Origin of the sequence: Mesorhizobium sp. BR1-1-15 (assembly GCF_020165475.1) — a bacterium.
Lineage (GTDB): Bacteria > Pseudomonadota > Alphaproteobacteria > Rhizobiales > Rhizobiaceae > Mesorhizobium.
Window position 1 is genome coordinate 408,304 of the sequence record NZ_JAIUIF010000004.1, and the last position, 19,947, is coordinate 428,250.

At 63.4% G+C, this 19,947-nt stretch carries 17 protein-coding genes; 8 read left to right on the forward strand and 9 right to left on the reverse strand.

All coding sequences use genetic code 11. The annotated features are described in order from the left end of the window. Window positions 1-123: 123 nt before the first annotated feature. The 3 genes from LB541_RS10460 to LB541_RS10470 form a co-directional block, all read right to left on the reverse strand. Entirely contained in the window at window positions 124-525 is a 402-nt protein-coding gene (locus LB541_RS10460) for a hypothetical protein (protein WP_140512927.1), read from the reverse strand. A gap of 223 nt (window positions 526-748) precedes the next feature. Next, complete coding sequence (locus LB541_RS10465; RefSeq protein ID WP_140512925.1) at window positions 749-1,771, reverse strand: glycosyltransferase family 2 protein; 1,023 nt, start codon at window positions 1,769-1,771, stop codon at window positions 749-751. A 70-nt stretch (window positions 1,772-1,841) separates the two neighbouring features. Beyond that, window positions 1,842-2,969, reverse strand: coding sequence for a nucleotidyltransferase family protein (locus LB541_RS10470; protein ID WP_140624896.1), 1,128 nt, complete (start codon window positions 2,967-2,969; stop codon window positions 1,842-1,844). A gap of 522 nt (window positions 2,970-3,491) precedes the next feature. On the opposite strand from LB541_RS10470, the gene LB541_RS10475 reads away from it, so the two are divergent. The 6 genes from LB541_RS10475 to LB541_RS10500 all read left to right on the forward strand — a co-directional run bounded on the left by LB541_RS10475 (window position 3,492) and on the right by LB541_RS10500 (window position 9,333). Then, window positions 3,492-3,644 (forward strand): lasso peptide, encoded by a 153-nt coding sequence (locus LB541_RS10475; protein ID WP_140497189.1) that lies wholly within the window; start codon window positions 3,492-3,494, stop codon window positions 3,642-3,644. A gap of 166 nt (window positions 3,645-3,810) precedes the next feature. After that, window positions 3,811-4,110, forward strand: coding sequence for a PqqD family protein (locus tag LB541_RS10480; RefSeq protein ID WP_140564960.1), 300 nt, complete (start codon window positions 3,811-3,813; stop codon window positions 4,108-4,110). Window positions 4,111-4,228: 118 nt separating this feature from the next. Next, window positions 4,229-4,603 (forward strand): lasso peptide biosynthesis B2 protein, encoded by a 375-nt coding sequence (locus LB541_RS10485; RefSeq protein ID WP_224618327.1) that lies wholly within the window; start codon window positions 4,229-4,231, stop codon window positions 4,601-4,603. 3 nt (window positions 4,604-4,606) lie between these two features. Continuing rightward, window positions 4,607-6,514, forward strand: a complete 1,908-nt coding sequence (locus LB541_RS10490) for a lasso peptide isopeptide bond-forming cyclase (RefSeq protein ID WP_140624897.1) — start codon at window positions 4,607-4,609, stop codon at window positions 6,512-6,514. After that, window positions 6,511-7,482: a serine kinase gene (locus LB541_RS10495; RefSeq protein WP_140624898.1), complete on the forward strand. Its 972-nt coding sequence runs from the start codon at window positions 6,511-6,513 to the stop codon at window positions 7,480-7,482. The genes LB541_RS10490 and LB541_RS10495 overlap by 4 nt, the downstream gene beginning before the upstream one ends. 6 nt (window positions 7,483-7,488) lie before the next feature. Further along, window positions 7,489-9,333, forward strand: coding sequence for an ABC transporter ATP-binding protein (locus LB541_RS10500; RefSeq protein ID WP_140670773.1), 1,845 nt, complete (start codon window positions 7,489-7,491; stop codon window positions 9,331-9,333). A gap of 17 nt (window positions 9,334-9,350) precedes the next feature. Here LB541_RS10500 and LB541_RS10505 read toward each other — a convergent pair whose 3' ends face one another. Further along, entirely contained in the window at window positions 9,351-9,626 is a 276-nt protein-coding gene (locus tag LB541_RS10505; RefSeq protein ID WP_140512914.1) for an exopolysaccharide production repressor exox, read from the reverse strand. Between the two features lie 600 nt (window positions 9,627-10,226). Between LB541_RS10505 and LB541_RS10510 the strand changes: the two genes are divergently transcribed. Continuing rightward, the gene (locus LB541_RS10510) at window positions 10,227-10,904 is read left to right on the forward strand and encodes a sugar transferase (RefSeq protein ID WP_140497203.1); all 678 of its coding nucleotides are present in this window, start codon (window positions 10,227-10,229) and stop codon (window positions 10,902-10,904) included. 110 nt (window positions 10,905-11,014) lie between these two features. After that, a complete protein-coding gene (locus LB541_RS10515) occupies window positions 11,015-12,280 on the forward strand; it encodes a polysaccharide biosynthesis/export family protein (protein ID WP_181165291.1) in 1,266 nt (421 codons plus the stop codon). A gap of 224 nt (window positions 12,281-12,504) precedes the next feature. Here LB541_RS10515 and LB541_RS10520 read toward each other — a convergent pair whose 3' ends face one another. The 5 genes from LB541_RS10520 to LB541_RS10540 form a co-directional block, all read right to left on the reverse strand. Further along, entirely contained in the window at window positions 12,505-13,806 is a 1,302-nt protein-coding gene (locus LB541_RS10520; protein WP_140512908.1) for an O-antigen ligase family protein, read from the reverse strand. 255 nt (window positions 13,807-14,061) lie between these two features. Further along, window positions 14,062-14,889: an SDR family NAD(P)-dependent oxidoreductase gene (locus LB541_RS10525; protein WP_140624901.1), complete on the reverse strand. Its 828-nt coding sequence runs from the start codon at window positions 14,887-14,889 to the stop codon at window positions 14,062-14,064. A 121-nt stretch (window positions 14,890-15,010) separates the two neighbouring features. Then, window positions 15,011-15,517 (reverse strand): acetone carboxylase subunit gamma, encoded by a 507-nt coding sequence (locus LB541_RS10530; protein ID WP_140624902.1) that lies wholly within the window; start codon window positions 15,515-15,517, stop codon window positions 15,011-15,013. 5 nt (window positions 15,518-15,522) lie between these two features. Continuing rightward, a complete protein-coding gene (locus LB541_RS10535) occupies window positions 15,523-17,718 on the reverse strand; it encodes a hydantoinase B/oxoprolinase family protein (RefSeq protein ID WP_224618328.1) in 2,196 nt (731 codons plus the stop codon). 13 nt (window positions 17,719-17,731) lie between these two features. Further along, window positions 17,732-19,873, reverse strand: a complete 2,142-nt coding sequence (locus tag LB541_RS10540) for a hydantoinase/oxoprolinase family protein (protein WP_224618330.1) — start codon at window positions 19,871-19,873, stop codon at window positions 17,732-17,734. Between the last annotated feature and the right edge of the window lie 74 nt (window positions 19,874-19,947).

Sequence of the window (19,947 nt, forward strand, 5' to 3'; positions counted from 1 at the left end):
TTTGCGCTGTGCATCCCCAACCCAAAGTAGCCATTCGAGCCGTTGCCAAACGGCGCTTTCTTTCTCTCGTCAGCCCCTCCCCAAGCTGCCTTCTCGCCTCGCGCCAAATCCACCCTTCAGCCTTCACCCTCTGCCGGCGCCTGCCGGTTTGGCGAGCCCCTCGCTGGCCGTCATATCGGACGACCCGTCCTCATCGAAAACCATATCCAGCGAATGACGAAGCTCCCGGACCATGCCGTTCTGGCGCGACAGCGCCGCGATGCGGCGCTCGCAATTCAGGATCGACGTCGTCAATTCATCGACCTCGGCGGAACGGCGCGCAGACGCCGAGCCGTTCTCCATGGCCTCGACCAGAAAGGCGGCGTTGGTGGCCGTCGCCTTGTAGCGATTCTCCAGCCCGTTTCGCTCGGCCTCGATCTCGGCCGCGATCTGCTCGAACAGCTTCGCCAGGCGGTCGAGGCGCGAGATGTCGGTCTGGCGGTCGCGGGCCGGATTCCTTGATCTGAAGCCGAATATCGAGGCCATGCGTTCAAAGTCCTGTGGTAGTCCGGCCGTCGGCCGGGCCCCTTACCGGTTCAATATCGGGCAGTCCGATCGGAGGCCGGTTCGTTGGCCATCCTAATTGCTGCACCGCAACATAGACTGCCATCCTCCGGCCGGCTAGGCAACCACCCAATTCGTAAACTCATAAATCCGCCGGAAATGCTTTGCGCGACGGGCTGGCAAGAGCGCGGCCGGACGCCCGCATTCAAGGCTGCTTGCCCGTGCTGGTGCCGGCCATGAGAAAACGCATTGGCGGCACATGTTGACGACGGGAGGCGAACCCGACGCGGCGAAACAGCGCCTCGAGCTTGTCGGACGCCACGCCCTGGACGATGGGAACCAGGTTGGATTGGCTTGCGAAGGCATAGGCCGCGGCCGACGCCAGGCCCCGCTCGGCCTTGACGTCGAGGAAATTGCGCAGCCGGTATTTGTCGCGCACGTGGCGCTCGTGGCGGCGCAGCACCGCTTTGGAACCCTCAGGCAGGCTGTCGATCGCCAGCAGCGCCAGGTCGGCGTCGGCAAGACGCTTCAGGTCCTGGGTCTTGTGGCGGCCGCTCAGCGAATCGGCCCGCACGATGGCGCCGTAACCGCAGGAGCGGATGACCTTGAAGCGCGCGCCGCTGGCGACCGCGCGCGCGTAGAGTTCGTAATCCTCGCCCAGACGCAAGCTCTCGTCATAGCGCAAGCCGTGCCTGTCGAGAAAAGCGCGGCTGATCACCGGCTTGAGGAAACCGAGTTCGCCTCTGCGCACGTTGCGCCTGGAGATGTTGCCTTCGACGAAGCGCTCCAGGTCGAGGAATTCCGGCTCGGCCGCGAACTGCGGTGCGACGATCTGGGTGACATCGCTCAAGGCGTCGTCCCTGATGAGCATGATGTTGTCGGCCGCGAAATCCCAGTCCGCGCCGGCAAACAGATTGTGAAATCTGCCCGCGAGAAAGAAGTCGTCGGCGTCCAGAATGGCGATGAATGGCGATTGCGAGGCGGCGATGGCGGCGTTGCGGGCGAAGGAGGGGCCGCGATTGACGTCGAGACGGATCACCGCGAGCCGGTCGCTGCCGTCATCGGCGGCGCGGGCGACTTGGGCCGTGTCATCGGTGGAGGCGTCATCGACGACGACGACTTCGGCCACTTCCGGTTCGCGCAGCGCGGACGCGATGGCGACCGCGATTGTTCGCGCCGCGTTTCGGGCCGCGATGATCACGCAGACCTTTGATTCCGTCATCGACATGAATTTGCCTCTTGCACAGGTTCCATTCTGCCCTCGCCCTGTACGTGTTCGATGCCCGACAGGCTTCCCGTCACGGGCTGCCCTGCCGTTCGAAGATGCGGCGGCTGATGTCGGCCGATGCCGCCCAGCCGGCTTCCGCCAGATAGCGGACCGGCGCACGACCGCACAACTCCCACAACACGGTGCGCCGCTGCGGCCAGCGCAGGGATGACAGCCATGGCGCGATGACCATGTTGAGCAGGTCCTCATTGCCGATCCGCGACAGCATCCGCGCGGCGCGCTGCGACAGGAGCGTGTCGGCGCCGCCGAGGAGCACGTCGGCGGCGCGCAGGCCAAGCAGCAGCGTGTCGTCCAGCCCCTGCGCCGCGGCGGCATCGAGCAGGCGCTGCTGCTCGGCTTCGTCCAGGCGGTCGGCGCTGGCGCGCACGTCGCAGACGTAACCGGCGCAGGGTTCCCGGTTGAAAAGCGCCTTGGCGACGCTGATGCAGGACAACAGCAGAGTGTCGGCCGCCGATGTGAACGGCACCTCGACGCCGGTGATCTCGACATGCCGTTTGCGCCGCAGGAAGCCATCCGCGTCGCGCGGGCTGGGCGAGCCGGGCTGCTGGAGCCGATAATGCAGATCGACAGTGGATTGCGTCGGCCCGTCGCCGCGGATCATGTGCTGTTCGCCGAGGAAACGGACCCACCAGACGGAGCGCGACTTGCCGGCGATCTCGTAGCCGATCGAGCGGAGCGCCTCGCGCGCCCTGAAAAACCCGGCCGGCGCCACCAATATGTCGACATCGCCCGAAGGCTTCATGAAATGATCGTCGTAAAGCAGATGCTGCTGGAAGGGACCTTTCAGGAAAACGAAATCGATCTGCCTGTCGCGCAGCGCCGCCTGGATCGCCATCGAATCCATGATGCAGGACGCGTTCATCGAAACGGTCTTCCGGCGGTAGGCGTCGAGCCATTGGGAGAGCTGGGCCGGCGGCCCGTTCGCGGGTGCGCTCGACAGCACCTTGAGGATAAAGGTCGCGACCTTGTTCAACCTGGCTATGTCGGTGACATTGGTTACGGAGAGGCCGGAGGCATCGCCGGGCGCGGCGCCGGATCGCGCCGCGAAGAACAGCCGCAGACAGGCCTGCACATAGGCGATCTCGCTGGCGCAATCGGCGGCGCGCAGTCGCTCATATGAACGTTCGGTCAGGGCCATCGGGCGCACGGTTCTCCAGAAGCGATCGGCGCGACGCCTATGCTGCAGGTGCGAAGCAAAGCATCGCCAAAAACTTTTGCGCCGTCCAGTTTTTCCTTTTGCAGCGCAAAAATCCGGCCCCGACGTTTATCGAAACCGGCTCGGGCGAACGATGAGGAGAACTGCTGGACCACAAGGGACGAGTGGCCTTTTCGGCGTTCCGTAGCAAACCTACCGGGAGACCCGGTGCTACGGCATTATTGTCGCCATGCCTTGAAGTGACAGGGCTTAAAAAGTTTATATATGCAAATCAATTTCTTATGCTGACCTAGTGCATTAGGCCCATATGCAGGGATCTCGAGGCGATCAAGGCCAAAGCTTGAGATCGTTACTCACGACTGTGTCTGCGCGCGCAGTCCATAATTGATTAATGCGCGGTAAATCAGGCTTGACTCATAAATGCTGCCATGCAGCTATTGCATCGCAGCATGAAAGTGCCGCCGGCAATCGACAGGCCGTTTCCAGTCCTTGATGGAGTGTAAAATGGAACAGAATGTTGAAAAACAGGAGTACGAAACGCCCAGCCTGACGGTTCATGGTTCGATTGAAACCATCACTCAGGGCGGTGGCGGCAACACGGCGCTCGACGCAGCATTTCCTGCGCACACGCCGATTGGCGACCTGACGTTCTCCTGAACCTGTCCTGATTCTGGAGGGACACGTTGGGCCTCTGGAATCCAAGAACCATACAGGGAGTCGGGGTGAAAATCCCGGCTTCTCTTCATTGCCTGACCCGGCTTTTCTTCATCGCCAGAATGGTCGGCACGCATTGCGGACAGTGTGTAGCAAACGAGGTTTTCGGATGAACTGGAACCCATCTGACCACGATCGCGTAAGTGCGACCAAGGAAGCGGTTGCCTGCGAATTCGGCAATGGCCTGGCGCTTCTTAACCTGAAATCCAACATCTACTACAGCCTCAACGGGGTGGGCACGTTCATCTGGGAGTTGATCCAGGAGCCGAAACCAATTGCCGAAATCCACCGGGCCGTGCTCGCGCGCTATGATGTCGACGCCGAGCGCTGCAGGGCCGATGTCGACGCACTGTTGAAAGGTCTGGCCGATAGCGGACTTGCGAGGCTGCATCATGAGGAACCTGTGTAAGCAGGTTCCGCAAAAGCGGGTCACGGTTTTGCGGCAAGAACCTGCGACGGAGAAAAGTCCCGGCCAGACGAAGCACCGGCGGCGCCTGCTTCGAGCTCTCTCCCTGAGCGGCCCGGAAATGCTGTTCCTCTGCCGCTGCCTGCTGGTGGTCGCGGCCGTTCGCCTGGGGCTGACCCTGTTCTCCTACAACCGCCTTCGCGGCATCGTCACCCGGCTGGAGGCGCGTGAATGCGCCAGCACGGGAGAACTGCGCCGTGTCGCCTGGGGCGTTGCCGCCGCGGCCCGCCTGGTGCCGCGCGCAAGCTGCCTCACCCAGGCGCTCGCCGGCCAGTACATTCTCGCCCGCCAGGGCAACGCCTCGAAGATCCGCATCGGCATCGAGCGCGACACCGGCCGGCAGCTGAAGGCGCATGCCTGGCTGATCAGCGGCAACCATGTCGTCCTTGGCGGCTCGATAGACAGGTTTGTCCCTCTCGTCGACTATGGTCAATGACCGATGAGCGGCGTGGCCGGTATCCTGCACGGGCACGAGGCGCCGGAGTCCGCAGCCGATATCCAGCGCATGCTGGCCCGCATGCGTCATCGCGCCCGCGACGGCAGTTCGTGGTGGACCGACAAGGCTGTCGCGCTCGGCCACGCCTGGCTCAACACGACCGATGAAGCCGGCCCCGGCCCGCTGACGATGGCGGGCGGCAAACTGGCCGTCACCGCGGATTGCCGCCTGGACAATCGCGACGAGCTGACGGCACGGCTCGGCGTCCGCGACGCATCGGTTGCCGACGCCGTGCTCCTGATGCGGGCCTATTTGCGCTGGGGCGAAGCCTGTCCCGTGCACCTGCAAGGCGATTTCGCCTTCGCCATCTGGGATGCCGAGCGGCAGGTGCTGTTTTGCGCGCGCGATCATTTCGGCGTCAAACCGTTCTACTATCACGCGGACGGGCAGCGCTTTGTCTTTGCCTCCGAGATCGGCCCGATCCTTGGCGTCACCGGGGCCGGCGCCCGCCTCAGCGAACATCAGATCTCGGGTTTCCTGGCAGGGCTGCCAGACGATCCGCAAGCGACGCCTTATACCGATATTTTCCGCCTGCCGGCGCGCCACAGCCTCACTGTGACGGGGCAGCGCGTGACGCTGCAGCGATACTGGCAGATCGAGCCGTCGTCGCGGCCTATGCGGCCGGACGCCGCCGAGGAATTCGCCCACCTCTTCTCGCAGTCCGTGCGCAACCGCATGCGCGGAAGCGCGGCGGTCGGGGCCATGCTGAGCGGCGGCCTGGACTCCTCTTCGATCGCCTGCGTGGCGGGCCGGCAAAACCTGTCCGAGGAAAAGCCGAGGCTGCCCACCTTTTCGCTGGTTTTCGAACGCGGTTCGGCGATGGACGAAACCCCCTTCATAGACGCGGTGCTGGAACAAGGGCGCGTCGACGGCACGCTGATCCCGGTCGGCAACTACGCGCCGTTCGCGGAATTCGAACGGGTGCTGGAAGAGCAGGAAGGAACGTTCCTGGCGCCGGGCCTTACGCTCACCCGGGAGGTATACAGGACGGCGGGCGCCAAAGGCGTCAAGGTGCTTCTCGACGGCCATGGCGGGGACGAAGTCGTATCGCAGGGGCACGGCCATCTGCACGAGCTTGCCAATGCAGGCAAGTGGCTGGAGCTGTGGCGCGAGATCCGCAGCGCTTCCAACACCTATGGCGACGGCATGCTCGGCATGTATTTCCAGTTCCTGACCATCTACGGGCCTGCCTGGCGCGTGGCCAGGCTCAGGCACGCCGCGAACCGGCTCCTGCACAGGCTGCGAAAGCCGGCCCAGGGCGGAAGCTGGCGCGACCTGATCAATGCCGATCTTGCCGGCCGCACCGAGCTCATCGAGCGGGTTCACCGAGCCGGCTACAAGCCGCCCGACGTCAGCGCCAGCGAGGCGCTGACCCACCGCTGGATTCTTTCCAACGGCTATGTGCCGCATGCTTTCGAAGTCCTCGACAAGGCGGCCGCCAATTTCGGCGTCGAACCTCGTTATCCCTTCTGGGACAAGCCGCTGGTCGAGTTCTGCCTGGCATTGCCGGGCGAGGAGAAGCTCAGCCGCGGTTTTGGCCGCTACGTGCTGCGCCGCGCCATGCAAGACGTGCTGCCGGCGGCGGTCCAGTGGCGGCGCGACAAGATCGATTTCACCGGCAATCTCGTCAACGGCATGCTGCGCAACCACCGCGACCTCCTGGAACAGGTGCTCGGCCCGGACGCCGGCCGCATCGAGCCCTATATCAACCTGCCGGCCGTGAACGCTGCCTATGCCCGGCTGCTCAGTCGGCCCGACCGGCCGGCGCCGCTCGACGTCCAGTATGTCTGGCGCTCGGCGTCGCTGTCGCTGTGGCTGCGGCAGGTGCAGCGTGCCGGGAGTGCCGCATGACGCCGTTGAACGAGCCGCTGGCCCTCCGCCCGCGCGCGCAAGGCTGGCCGCGCGGACAGCGCCGTTTTTATCGAGCCTACGGCCTGACCATCGCTTCCGAGGTGACATTGCCAGAACTGGAGCCGGCCGAACCCGCAGCGGCGGATATCGTGATCAGTGTCGGCGCGATCGATATGCCGAAGCCTTCGCCCGAGGCCGCGACCATTTTCCGCTTCGAACCGGATCGGCAATATCTGGCATGGCACGCTGTCGCCGCGTTCCTGATCAGCGACGCCTGCCGCATCGAGGTCGAGCCGGCGCCCGGCATCGACGACGCGCTGATCGCGTTCCCGCTGCTGGGACCGGTGATGGCGCTCATCCTGCACCAGCGCGGCCTGCTCGTGCTGCATGCCAGCGCCGTCGCGATTGCCGGCAAAAGCGCCATCTTCATGGGCGACAAGGGCGCCGGCAAATCGACGACGGCAAGCGCCATGATCCGTGCCGGACACGAACTGCTTACCGATGACGTCGTGGCGCTCGATCTCAGCCATCCGGACGAGCCGATGATCGTGCCGGGTTTTCCCCAGATCAAGCTGGCGGCCGACGCGGCTGCCGCGATTTCGCTCGAAGGGGCACAAGTGCGGCCGCAGGTGCATCCGGCTATCAACAAGGCCCAGCACCGATTGCACGGGGCGTTCTCGCGCGACAGGGTTCCGGCGACCCGCATCTATATTCTCGAGCGCGGCCAAAAGACTGAGATCTTGCCCATGCCCGGCATCGCCGCTTTGCCGGCCGTGATCAGATTTTCATACGTCACGCGTTTCGGCCGCGCCGCCCTGGTCGGCGATTTCGCGGCGGCGCATCTCGGGCATTGCGCACGGCTCGCCGATCGCGTCGGCGTGTGCAGGCTCGAAGTGCCGACGGGCCTCGACAGGATCGGCGAGGTCGTGAGCCTCGTCGAGCATGACCTGATGGCCGGACAGGGATAGCAGGAGATGTCGAAATCATCGCTCCTTCGCCCGTCATTGTTTCGGGAAATCGCCGGGTTCGGCGCCGTTATCGCCCAGATAGGCGGGCGGCGGGCCTGGACGGCGCTGCTCTTCCTGATCATGGGCAGCCTGACCGAAGGCATATCCATCCTGTTGCTGGTCCCGCTGTTGCAACTGGTCGGACGCTCCGGCCAGGATTTCGCGATCAAGCTGCCCGACAATGATTTCATGCGCTGGCTGGTGCCGGACGGCACGCTGAAGCTGACCACGATGTTGTGCATGCTGGTGGCGCTGGTCGCGCTGCAGGCCGCCTTCAACCGCTTCAAGTCGGTCTACATGGCCAGGCTTCTCTTCGATTTCATCAACCGCCTGCGCATGAACCTGTTCGAAAGCATCGGCAAGGCACGGTGGGGCGTCTTCACGCGCATGCGCGGCTCCGACCTCGACCATGCGCTGACCGGGGACATAGACCGCGTCCAGGGCGCGGCCTTCTCGCTGCTGATGCTGGTGCAGATCGCCGTGCTTCTGGCCGGCTATCTCGTGATCTCCATGTTCATTTCGCCGGTCATGACGCTGTTCGCCGTGGTCATCGGCATGCTGATGTTCCTCGCGCTGCGGCCATTCCGGTCGCGGGCCACCGCCTTTGGCCAGGTCCTGACCACCAACCGCCAGGATCAATACCGGACGGTCTCGGAATTCCTCGGCGGCATCAAGGTGGCCAAGAGCCTGAACATCGAGGCGACCTATTTCGCGCAGTTGCAGGCGACACTTGAAAGAATGAAGGCCGACAACATCGCCTATGTGCGCAACAGTTCGACCGGCACCGCCCTGTTCCAGGTGGCGAGCGTGATCGGCTTGAGCCTGTTCATCTATGTGGCGCTGGTTCGCTTCGACCTCTCACTGGCCGAGATCGTGGTGCTGCTGCTGGTCTTCATGCGCATCGCGCCGCGCTTCATGGACATGCAGACGCAAGCGCAGCAGGTCCTGATCAACCTGCCCGCCTATGCCGCGATGCGCAGCCTGCAGATGCGTTTCGACGCCGAGCGGGAACCTGGCCATGCCGGGATCGAGGACGCTCGAAAGCTGTCGCTCGATTTCGGACTGAATGTTCGCGGCGTCTCCTTCGCCTACGAGGACGGCGCCGCCAAGACGGTGGTGAGCGACATCACCTTCGGCCTTCCGGCCGGCAAGGTCACCGCCCTTATCGGCCCTTCGGGATCAGGCAAGAGCACGATCGCCGACATGCTGCTCGGCCTGCTCGAGCCGACAGCCGGCACGATCCTCGTCGATGGCGTCGAGATCGACGCCGCCAATCGCCGGGGCTGGCGCGACCAGGTCGCCTACGTGCCGCAGGACGTGTTTCTCCTGCACGACACGATCGCGGCGAACCTGCGCCTGGCCGCACAGCAAGCAAGCGACGATGAACTGTGGGCCGCATTGCGATCGGCCCATGCGGCCGAATTCGTCGAACGGCTCGACCTCAAGCTCGAAACGGTGGTCGGCGACCGCGGCGTGCGGTTGTCGGGCGGCGAACGCCAGCGGATCGCGCTGGCGCGCGCCTTGCTGCGCAAGCCGTCGCTGCTCATCCTCGATGAGGCGACCAGCGCGCTCGACTGGCAAAACCAGGCGCTGATCGCGCAATCGATCGACGGGCTGCGCGGCTCGATGACGATCCTGACCATCGCGCACCGGCCATCGATGATCGCCTTCGCCGACTGGGTGGTGGCGATGGAAAACGGCCGTGTCGTCGAGGCCGGGCAATATCGGCGGCTGAAGGCGAAAGCAGGAAGCCGGTTGTCCCGGATGCTTTCGGGCGAACAATCTCAGTCCGAACCCGCCGACGTGGCCTGAGGCCAGCCCGGTCTGGGTCAGTGAAGGCTTCGCCCGGCGCCGCCGAGCTTTTCACCCTCGGCCACCTCGGCCGAACTCAGCTTTCTTTCGGCCTCGCGTGTCCTGTCGGCCGGCGTCGGCGCGCTTTTGACGATCATGGCATAGACGAGCACGAAGTAGCCCGCCTGGATGACCACGGCACAGATGATGACGCGCAGCAGCGTCGTGCCTATTGAAGCGCCGCCCAGCCATGACCAGCCAACGACGATCGCAAGAGCGAAAATCATCCCAACGATGAATTTTGGAAGCGACATACCCAACAGCCCACAAACCGGCCCGGGTATATTCCAATCATTGCCCCACCCGAGCGTCGTCCCTTGTCATGCGGGCTTGTTAAGTCGCCCGCTCCCGGCCGGTTGCTTCCGGCCTTTCAACCTGTCGCCACTTTGACAGGTATAATTTGCAATTCTATTAAGGCGAGCAAAAGGCCGCAAGGGCAACTGCATTTATTTTTAGGTGAGCTTTTGCGCTCGACTCGCTCATGCTGCAACGCACACGACGGGATTACGCGCAACTTCGGCTCTTTGGTGTTTTTCAGTAGAATCTACAATATTGAATAGTATTTTATATGAATACCACCGAATATCGTGCCGCGCTAAAGCACCAACGAGCTCCATTCAAGGGCATAAAGAACGCCCCGCCTAGAAGTTGCCCCAAAAGCGCCTCTATTTTTCCGGCTATGCCCATTTATTGTCATAAATGTGCTAAATATTCCGAAATTTGTGCAGGGCACGCTTATTATTTAGTCAATTCATGACGTGACTATTTCAAAGGTGCGGGAAATTGTGTGTTGCGCTGCAACATTTTTTTGATATCGTGCCGTAAACCATCCGGTCAACGCATGGAGTTTTGGCATGAGGGATGTTGCCAAGTCGGCCACAGCGGAGTTTTCGCAGGCTGGCGTCGATTTTCCACCGCCGATCGGCGGCCTTATCAAGCGCAGTTTCGATATTGCCGGTTCACTGGCCGCCCTGATCGCTCTCAGCCCGCTGTTCGTGATGATAGCGCTGCTCGTCAAATTCTCCGATGGCGGATCGATTTTTTACGGTCACCGGCGAATCGGGCGTGGCGGACGGGTTTTCCCTTGTCTCAAGTTCCGCACCATGGTGCCGGACGGCGAAAGGGTGCTGGCTGCCTATCTGGCGGCCAATCCGGAAGCCAAGGCGGAATGGATAGCCACCCGCAAGCTGAAGAACGATCCGCGAGTCACCCGGGTCGGCGCGGTCCTGAGGAAACTCAGTCTCGATGAGTTGCCGCAGGTCATCAACATCCTTCAGGGCGACATGAGCCTTGTTGGACCTCGCCCGGTCGTGCGCGACGAACTGGAGATCTATGGCAGCGCCGCCGTGTATTACCTGAAGTCCCGCCCCGGCCTGACCGGCCTGTGGCAGGTCAGCGGCCGCAACGACGTCTCCTATGACAGCCGCGTCGCGTTCGATCGCCACTATGTCGAGAATTGGTCACTTTTTGAGGATATTCGCATCATCATCAAGACAGTTCCGGCTGTCTGGATGTCGCGCGGCTGCTACTGAGCGGTCGCGAACCGGATCGCACGCGGGAGATTTCTCCCGGCAGGCATCGGGCGCAGGCTCATCGGGCTGGTGGGGCCAAAGCGGATCGGAACATTCAGTTGAAGATAGACATGTTCGAAGTTTTTTGCAGCGGCCCGCATTCGGGCCGCTCGCGGCGTTTGCGGCTCGTGGCCAGCTGCCTGGCCCTGTCGCTCGCCCTGCCTCGGATCGCCCTTGCCGACGAGTACCATCTCGGATCGCAAGACAAGCTCACCATCCGTATCGCGGAGTGGCAGACCGTCGAAGGCACGTTCCGCGACTGGTCGGCGGTGAATGGCGTATACACGGTCGGGCCGGCCGGAATGCTGTCGGTGCCTTTCGTCGGCGAGCTGCCGGCATCCGGCAAGACAACGGCCGAAGTCGCGGCGGCGATCGGCGAGGCGCTGCAGCACAAGCTCGCCTTGTCGGACCGGCCCGAGGCATCGGTCGAAATGGCGCAGTTCCGGCCGTTCTATATTTCGGGCGAGGTGCAGAACCCCGGCCAATTCCCCTATGTGCCCGATCTTACGGTGCTGAAGGCGGTCAGCATCGCGGGCGGCATCCGGCGAAGCGCCGACTACGGCCCGCAGCTCGGCAAGGACCTGGTCACCGCCAAAGGCAATTTCGACATATATGACGATCAGCGCGTTCGACTGATCGTCAAGCGCGCGCGCATCGATGCCGACCTTGCGGGCAAGTCCAGCTTCGACGTGCCGAAGGAGGTCGAGGGCGATCCGAGACTGCAAGCCATCGTCGCGGACGAGATGACGATCCTCACGGCTGACCAGAAGGCGCTGAAGCTGAAGCTCGAGGCGCTCAGCGACCTGAAAGGGGTCCTGCAGGCCGAGATCGAATCGCTGCAGAAGAAGATCGTCAACCAGCAGAAGCAGGTCGACCTGGCGCAGCAGCAACTCACCAGCATCGGTCCGCTGGCCCAGAAAGGCCTGGTCGCCAACGCAAGACTGTTGGATTCGCAGCAGTCCGTCACCGACCTTCAGGGCAAGATCCTGGACTACGAAACGGCCATCCTCACCGCCAAGCAAGCGATCAGCAAGGCAACGCAGGATGCCATCGATGCCCAGAACACGCTGAGCTCGAGCCTCGCCGCCGACCGGCAGCAGACCGAAGCCGACCTGAACGAGGCCGCGCTGAGGGTCAACATGCAGAAAGGATTGATGGCCCAGGCCACCGATCCCGCCACCGTGGCCGCCAGCGCAACCAACGAAGAGCCCACCCTGATCTATTCACTGCTGCGCGCTGCCGACGGCAAGACGAGCGAGATTGCGGTCAAGGAAGACACGCCGGTGCTGCCGGGCGATGTGATCAAGGTCAAGCTGGCGCCAATGCCCAGCCAGTAAGTGGTCGAACGGCCGAGATAAGAGCAGCTCACCGTTCACGAAAACGGTGAGCTGCTCTATCCCTTTGTTTTTGCGCAATTCCGGACGGAAAGCGCTGCGCGCGTTTCCCGGGGAAGCCGTACACACTTTCCTGAAATTGCTGGAGCGGGGCGGCGTTTGAGGGAATCGCCAGCCGCTCTATCGCCTTGCTCTGGCGCAATCCCAAACGGGAAACCGATCGGTATTCATCGAGCGGCGTCCGTGCCAGGCTCGGGGCCGCTCCAGCCTCTGGCGGCATTTGCCTCTTCGATCCTTGCCGCAGACAGGCGAGGACGGGCAACGGGCAGTCGCGCCAGCTTGAAGAAGCTGAAATACATCAGGAAGGAACCCATGATGTAGGGGTTGAGGATCTCGACCTCGACGAAGGAGCGGATCAGGAGCAGCACCATGACGCCGGCCAGAACGACCGAATCCGCCCGCCATGTTCCGAACGCGACCGCCGAGACATGGCCGTAAAGCGTGCGCAGGATGACCAGCGAAACCAGCGTCGCCCCGACGAAGCCGAGTTCGACAAGGGCTTCGATGTAGGTGTTGTGGAAGTGGAAGCCGGTGCGGGTGGTGATGTAGAACTCGTTCCACAGGCGCTCGGCCTCGGCAAAACCCTGGACCCAGTATGCGGCATAGCCGACGCCGAGCATGGGCGCCCTCTGCGCGGCGTTCCAGCCCTGCTCCCACAGATAGGTGCGCCCGGTGAGCGTCGAATCCTTGCCGAACAGGCCGAGGACGAAGTCCATGAGGCCGAGATTCAGCGCCACAAGGATAGCGACGACCAGCATGCCTGTGCCGACCAGGAAGATCACCCGGCGGTAGCGTCGCGACAGCACCTTGCTCATGGCAAGCAGCATCACCAGCGCCAGCACCGCCGGTGTCGAGGCCATCGAGGTGGCCGAATGCGAGATGACCAGCAGATAGGCCGACAAAAGCACCACCGGCACGGTCAGGAACAGGCTCAGCCGGCCGTGCCTGAGGAAGGCGATGAAGACGACGCTGAAATAGATGCCGAGCGAGGCGACGAAGCCGATCTGGTTCTTTGAGGCGAAGGCGCCGACGAAATTATAGGTGCCGTCGAGGACGTCCTCGGAATAGGCCCCGACCTTGAGAGAGTAGAGCAGGACGACGAATATGCCGACCAGGGCGCCTATCGTCAGGGTCCGCACACTGACGGCTCGCGCCGCGACATAGGCGCAGGCGATGTGGGAGAAGTACTGGACGGCCGTTCTCGCGGTGATGCCGGGAGCGTCCGACCAGAAGACGGAGAAGCATACATAGGCCGCGAACGACAATGGCAGCCAGGCGCTGGACAGATGCCGCAGGAACCGCCTGTAGTCGACCATGATGAGGGGCAGCCACACCGCATAATAGGCCAGGATCAGCACCTGGCCGAATATGACGGAGTAGGAGAATGCCCAGACCGAAACGGCAACGGCAAAACTGCCGTAGACCGAGTTCCTCTCGGGATCGACCAGCAAGGACTTTGGAATCTTCATCTCAGGTTCTCGCCGAGCCTACCCCGGACCGCCGCGTAGCCGGCAGGCATCTCCGTAAGAAGGGTGCAATCGACGGCATCTCCATTGTGCAGTGCAATATAACCTATCGCGCCGCGCGCTCAATGGCAAATGCGGTCACCTTGTCTTACAGCCAGGCGAGCGCCGAGAGATCAGGTCCGGGACACGCCCGGACGGGATCGGACTTCTCTTTCCATTGCCGGCCTCTCCATCGAGGCCCGCAAACAGCCGTGCGCGCTACCAAAGTGCTCCGCCGGTGACCTGTATGTTTTCCATGGTGATGCCCTTGGCCATATCCGAGCAGAGGAACACGGCCAGCGCCGCGATCTCCTGCGGCTGGAGGATGCGCTGCTGCGGGTTGCCCCTGGCGATCTCGGCCATCGCGTCCTCGGCCGTGCGGCCCTTGCCCTCGCGCTCGACGACCTGCGCCACGTTGCGGCGCATCAGTTCGGTCTCGACCCAGGTCGGGCTGATCATGACGCAGGTGACGCCATGCGCCGCCCCTTCGAGCGCCACGCAACGGGTGAGGCCGAGGAGACCGGCCTTGGAGGCGCAGTAAGCGGGATTGTCCTTCCAGCCGACCGAGGCGGCGGTCGAGCCGATGTTGACGATGCGGCCCCAGCCGCGCTCGATCATGCCGGGCAGCACAGCGCGGGTGGCGCGGAAGGCGCCGGTGAGATTGGTGTCGACGATCTTGTCCCACAGCGCGTCGGAATGGCCGCAGACCGGCTGCTCGGCCGTGGTGCCGGCGGCGTTGACCAGGATGTCGACAGGACCCACCGCCGCCTCGGCGTCGGCCGCGAAACGGTTCGTGACGTCGCTGTCGCGCACGTCAAGATAGGCGGCGTAAATCCTCGTTCCATGCGCGCCGAGAGCCGAACGCACGCGCTCTATCTCGTCGGCGCCGGGATAGTAGGCGGCGTCGGATCTCTCCACGCCGCCAGGTGCGACATAGGAGCCGACGGCGACATTGGCGCCGGCCTGCGCCAATGTCGTGGCAATCGCCAGGCCCATTCCGGAGAAGCCACCGGTGACGATTGCGCCGCGGCCGGAAAGGTTTGTCATCGGGCATGGCCTCCGCGCGGCACGGGACGGTCCATCAGTCCCGAGAGTATCCGAACTTCATAGGCCAACATAACCTCAATCGCCCGTTTCGGAGCCGGTGACGAAACTTGCGTCCTTGGCATCAGCTTCCCTTGTCCATCGGCTCGAGCGGCTTGCCCAGCCAGTCGCGGTAGAAACCTTCCAGGTCGGGTTCGAAATCATGGACGATGGGATAACCCGGCGCCGCGGCCTCGACCTCGTGCAGCGTGCCGCATTGCGGACAGATGAACTCGCGGATTTCCATCCATTCGGGATCCGGCAGGTCGCTGTTGGGATAGATCTCGCGCAGCGCCTCCTCGCTGTCGCGCACGATGATCGAAGCCTTCAGCTTCCAGTTCTTGCGGTAGTCGCCGAAGGAATGGCCGCATTCGCAACGGGTTACCCGCTCATCGCCGCTCTGGCAGATGAAGAGGTGGTCGCCGACGGGGAGCAGTATCGGATCGCTCCAGCCGACACGGTCCTGCAAAACCGCGACATATTTGAAGAACCGGTCGTCGTCCTTGTAGGCGCTCATGACGCGGCGCGTCTGCGGCCAAGGCAGGGTGCCCGCGACCAGATCGGCGATGACTTCCTTGCTGTATGAGGTCATGGTCCCTACTCCACGCCGAAGGTCGATTTGGCGTCGACATCCCAGAAGGTTGAAAAATCCCTGGTGAAGCGCGGCGAGAGCTTGATGGCGCTGGCATACATCTTCTTCACCTCGGGCGCGAAATCGGCCGCCTTCACCCGCTCGCGCTCCTTGGCCATCCACTCCGAGACCGGCCTGGCCCGAGCGAGCCGGCGCGACCGCATCTCGGCGCGGTGGCGCTTGGTGGCTTCGAGGTTGGCGACGGGATAGCCGTCCTCGTCCTCGTCAAGCACGATCCCGAAGACATTTTCGGCAGCTTCCCTGGTGAGATAGCCGTTCTCGACGTCCGATGCCGTCTTGAGCGGATCGCGCTCCAGCACGTCGCCATAGCCGCCACCGCCATTGTAGGAATGGGTGAACACGTCGCCGGTTTTGTGGGGCGCGGTGATATAGGGCCCTTCCATCGTCACGTGCTGGCCTTCGAGCCGGACCTCGAGTTCGGAACGATAAGGATTGGTGCCGGTATGGTGCGCCAGCGGCGCGCCCTTTTGTGCAAGCTCGAAGATGTTGCTGTCGCGCACCGCACGGTGTTTTTGGCAGGTCGGCGCCGGATAGCCGCCGCAGAGCCCGCCATTGTCGAAGACGCGCGAGGAGTGTTCCGAGGTGACCAGCCGGAGATGGTCGGTCTTGCTGACCAGCCAGGTCGACAGGAAGGCGCAGCCGCCGCGATATTTGCCGGCGCCCCCGGAATTGGCAACGATTGAACGGCCGATATAGACCATCGGCATGTTCTGTTCCCAGATCTCGATGTTGCCCATGTCGGATTCAGGATTCCAGCCGACATAGGCGGTGTCCAGCCCATCCTTGATGGCAAGCGCGCCGGAACCGGCGGCCGCGCATTCGAAATGCGCCATGCCGAACAGCGTGCCGTACTGGCTGGTTCCCCCCATCTCGATCATCGGGCTGTTGACCTGGCCGACGAAGGCCTCCTCGACGAAGCCGCGGGCGATGAATGATCTCGACAGGAGCCGCTGGAAGACGCCATAAGCCGGCAAGAGCAGCGCCCAGGACGTGGCGGTGGCCACCATCTCATTGTCGGGATTGGTCCAGGTGCCATGCGGCAGCTTCAGCTCCGTCGCCATCCAGGCGCCGTCATTGACCAGGCCTTCGAAATTCATGTGCTGGGTCAGCGTCACGAACATGCCGCCATCCATGCCGGCCGGCGTGCAGTTCATGGAATGGTAGCCCCAGGGCTGCGTGCCCTCGAAATCCATGATGATCTTGCCGCCCGTGGTGATCTCCATTTCGATCGGAATGTTGTAGAGCCAGTCGGGGTCGCCGAGCGGCTGGTAGCCCGGCTTGCCCTTGGTGACGTGACCGTAAAAAGTATGCCCCCGATAGATGCCGGGAACGGTCAGTTGCCGCGTGCGGGCGAGTTGCGCGCGGCGGCCCTCCTCGATGAATTCCTTGGACACCTTCATCCAGTAGTCGAGGCCGATCTCGTCGATCAGCGCCTTGACGCTTTCGCGCATGTCGATGCAGGAGGCGACCTTGGCCTTCTCGTCCAGCACCCAGTAGATGGGCATGCGCAGATTGCGCTCGCAGCGGATCACGTAGTCGCGCCGCAGTTCGTCGTTCTGGCCGACTTTTTCGGCACAGACGAACAGGCCTTCGGTGAAGCGCTCCTGGGCCAGCGCCACGTCGCCGCCCGGCGTGATGCCGCCGGCCTCCAGCTCATGGCAGACGGCGCCGGCCCAGCCGACGAGCTTGCCCGAGTGGAAGATCGGCACCACGTCCATCACGTCGGGCACCTGCACCGTGCCGATGAAGGCGTCGTTGTTGGCGAAGATGTCGCCGTCGACGATGCGGGGATTTTCCTCGTAGCCTTGTCTGATCATCCATTTGATGAAGCGGCTCATCGTGTGCACATGCACCATGATGCCGTTGGAGAGCGCGATCGCGTCGCCCTCGGGCGTGTAGATGGCGACGACCATCTCGCCGACCTCGCGCACGCCGGGCGAAGCCGAGATGCGACGCGCCATCTCGCGCGCCGAGACGCAGTAGGCGCGCAGCTTGGTGTGCAGCGTCTCGAATTTCAGCGGATCCTGGTTGCGCAGTTCGAGATCGGTGATGCCGTCATAGCAGCCGGTCTCGTCCATGAGCCGTTCGGATTCGATCAGCCGCTCGCGGAGGCGCAGGGCGGAGGCGGGTTTGTCCAGCATGGCGTTCGCCTTCTCAAGCGTGAGAGTAGTGGAGCAGCGTCCATTCGTCGACGAAGACACCGTCCCGCGGATGGACGACGAGGGTGGTGGCGGGGTGTTCGATGATGGCCGGGCCGGTCACCTCATGCCCCGGCAGCAGAAGATCCATCTCGTAGAGATCGGCCTTGTGCCAGCGGCCGCCAATATAGGCCTCGCGCACGCCCTTGTGCGCGGATGCGGGGCTTGAGGCGCCGAGCGGCCGCTTGAGCAGCACGGGCTTGACCTTGTCGGCGGTGGCGATCAGGCCGAGCTCGGTGATCGAGAAGCCGGCTTCGCCATAACGCGAGACGCGATGGTTGACCTTGGCGTAGACCGCCTCGAACTCGTCGATGACCTTGCGCATCTCGTCGACCGAATTGATCGCCGAGAGCGGCGCCATCACCTCGACATCCTCGAGCTGGCCGGTATAGCGCATCATCAGGAACGGCGCCGTCCTGATCTTGTCCAGCGCATGGCCGTCGGCCACCATCTCGTCGACCGCGGCCTTGGTGAGATCGTCCCAGACCGCGGTCACTCTGGCACCGAAAACCAGCAGCTCGGCCTCGCTTGCGCGCGCGCCGATGTCGATCTGCGTGGATACCGAATGCCGGCGCATGAAATCCGCCGTGGTGCAGCCGAACGCGGAGAAGGCGGCCGCGAACTGGAAGGTGATGATATCCTTGAAGCCGATGCCCCTGGAGCAGCCGGCCAGATGCAACGGCCCCGAGCCGCCATAGGAAAGCAATGTGAACTCCGAAGGATGGATCCCCTGGCCGGAGATGACGCGGCGCAGCGCGTTGTTGGCGTCTGCTTCCAGCATGTCGATCATGCCTTCGGCGGCTTCATCCACGCCGACGCCGAGCAGACGGGAGCACTTTTCCTCGAAGGCCTTGCGCGCCTTCTCGACCTGCAGCACGACCTTGCCGCCGAGGAAATAATGCGGGTTCAGCCGGCCGAGGATGGCGTCGCAATCGGCGATGGTCGGCTCGGTGCCGCCCCTGGCGAAGCAGATCGGGCCGGGATCGGCACCGGCGCTTTCGGGCCCGAGCGAGACTTTCTTCGTCAGCGGATCGACCTTGAGGATCATGCCGGCGCCGGCGCCGATCGTGTCGAGATGCAGCGTCGGCACATTGAGCTTGAACCGGTCCATCAGGGGCTCGTTCTCGATCCGTGTCTGGCCGCGCGTGATGACGCCCATGTCGAAGGAGGTGCCGCCCATATCGGAGCAGATCAGCGAGTCATTGCCGATCAGCTTGCCGACATAAGCCGCGCCCAGAATGCCGCCGATCGGACCCGAGATCATGGTTTCGTGCAGGCGCGGATGATTGATCGAGGTGAGGCCGCCGAAGGAGAGCAGCGTCTGAACGCCATATCTGAAGCCGTATTTCTTCGAGACGTCCTCGATCCCCTTGAGCTGCTTGCGGCCGCGCGAGGTGGCGTAGGCCTCGATCAGCACCGAGTTCAGCCGCGACTGCTCGCGGATGACCGGGCGCACCTCATGGCTGCTGTAGACGAGGATGTCGGCTCCGGCGGCGGCGATCTCCTCGCGGCAGATCTCGGCGATGCGCTTCTCATGCACCGGATTGACATGCGAGAAGATCGTCATGATGCAGACCGCCTCGACCTTGTCGGCGATCAGCTTTTTCGCCGCGGCACGGACCTCATGTTCGTAGAGCGGCAGGATGATGTCGCCGAACTGATCGATGCGCTCGGTGACGCCGTGAGTGCGGCGGCGCGGCACCAGCGGATCGGGATGATGATGTGTCACAGCGTGCAGCCGGTCGGCATAGGAATAGTCAGCCCAGGCCTGCAGGCCGCGACCCATCAGGATCATGTCCTCAAGGCCCTTGGTGGTGATCAGGCCGAGTTTCCTGCCGGTGCGCGACAGCAGCGTGTTGAGCATGCCGGTGCCGGAATAGAGCACCACATTGACGCCCGAAAACAGGGCCTCGAGCGAGATGCCCCAGGCGTCCGCCGCGTCCTCCGCCGAGGCGAGGAACCCCTCGGCCTCGTTCTTCGGCGTCGTTGCCGACTTGCCGATCTTGAAGCGGCCGTCCTGATCGACAAGGATGGTGTCGGTCATGGTGCCGCCGGCGTCGATGCCGATGACGATGGGATTGGTAGAGATATGGTCCACGGGTCGCCTTCCCTTGCCGAGCATGACCACAGGCTAGATTCGCGGGACCGGATCGCGCCATATGCCTAAAGGCA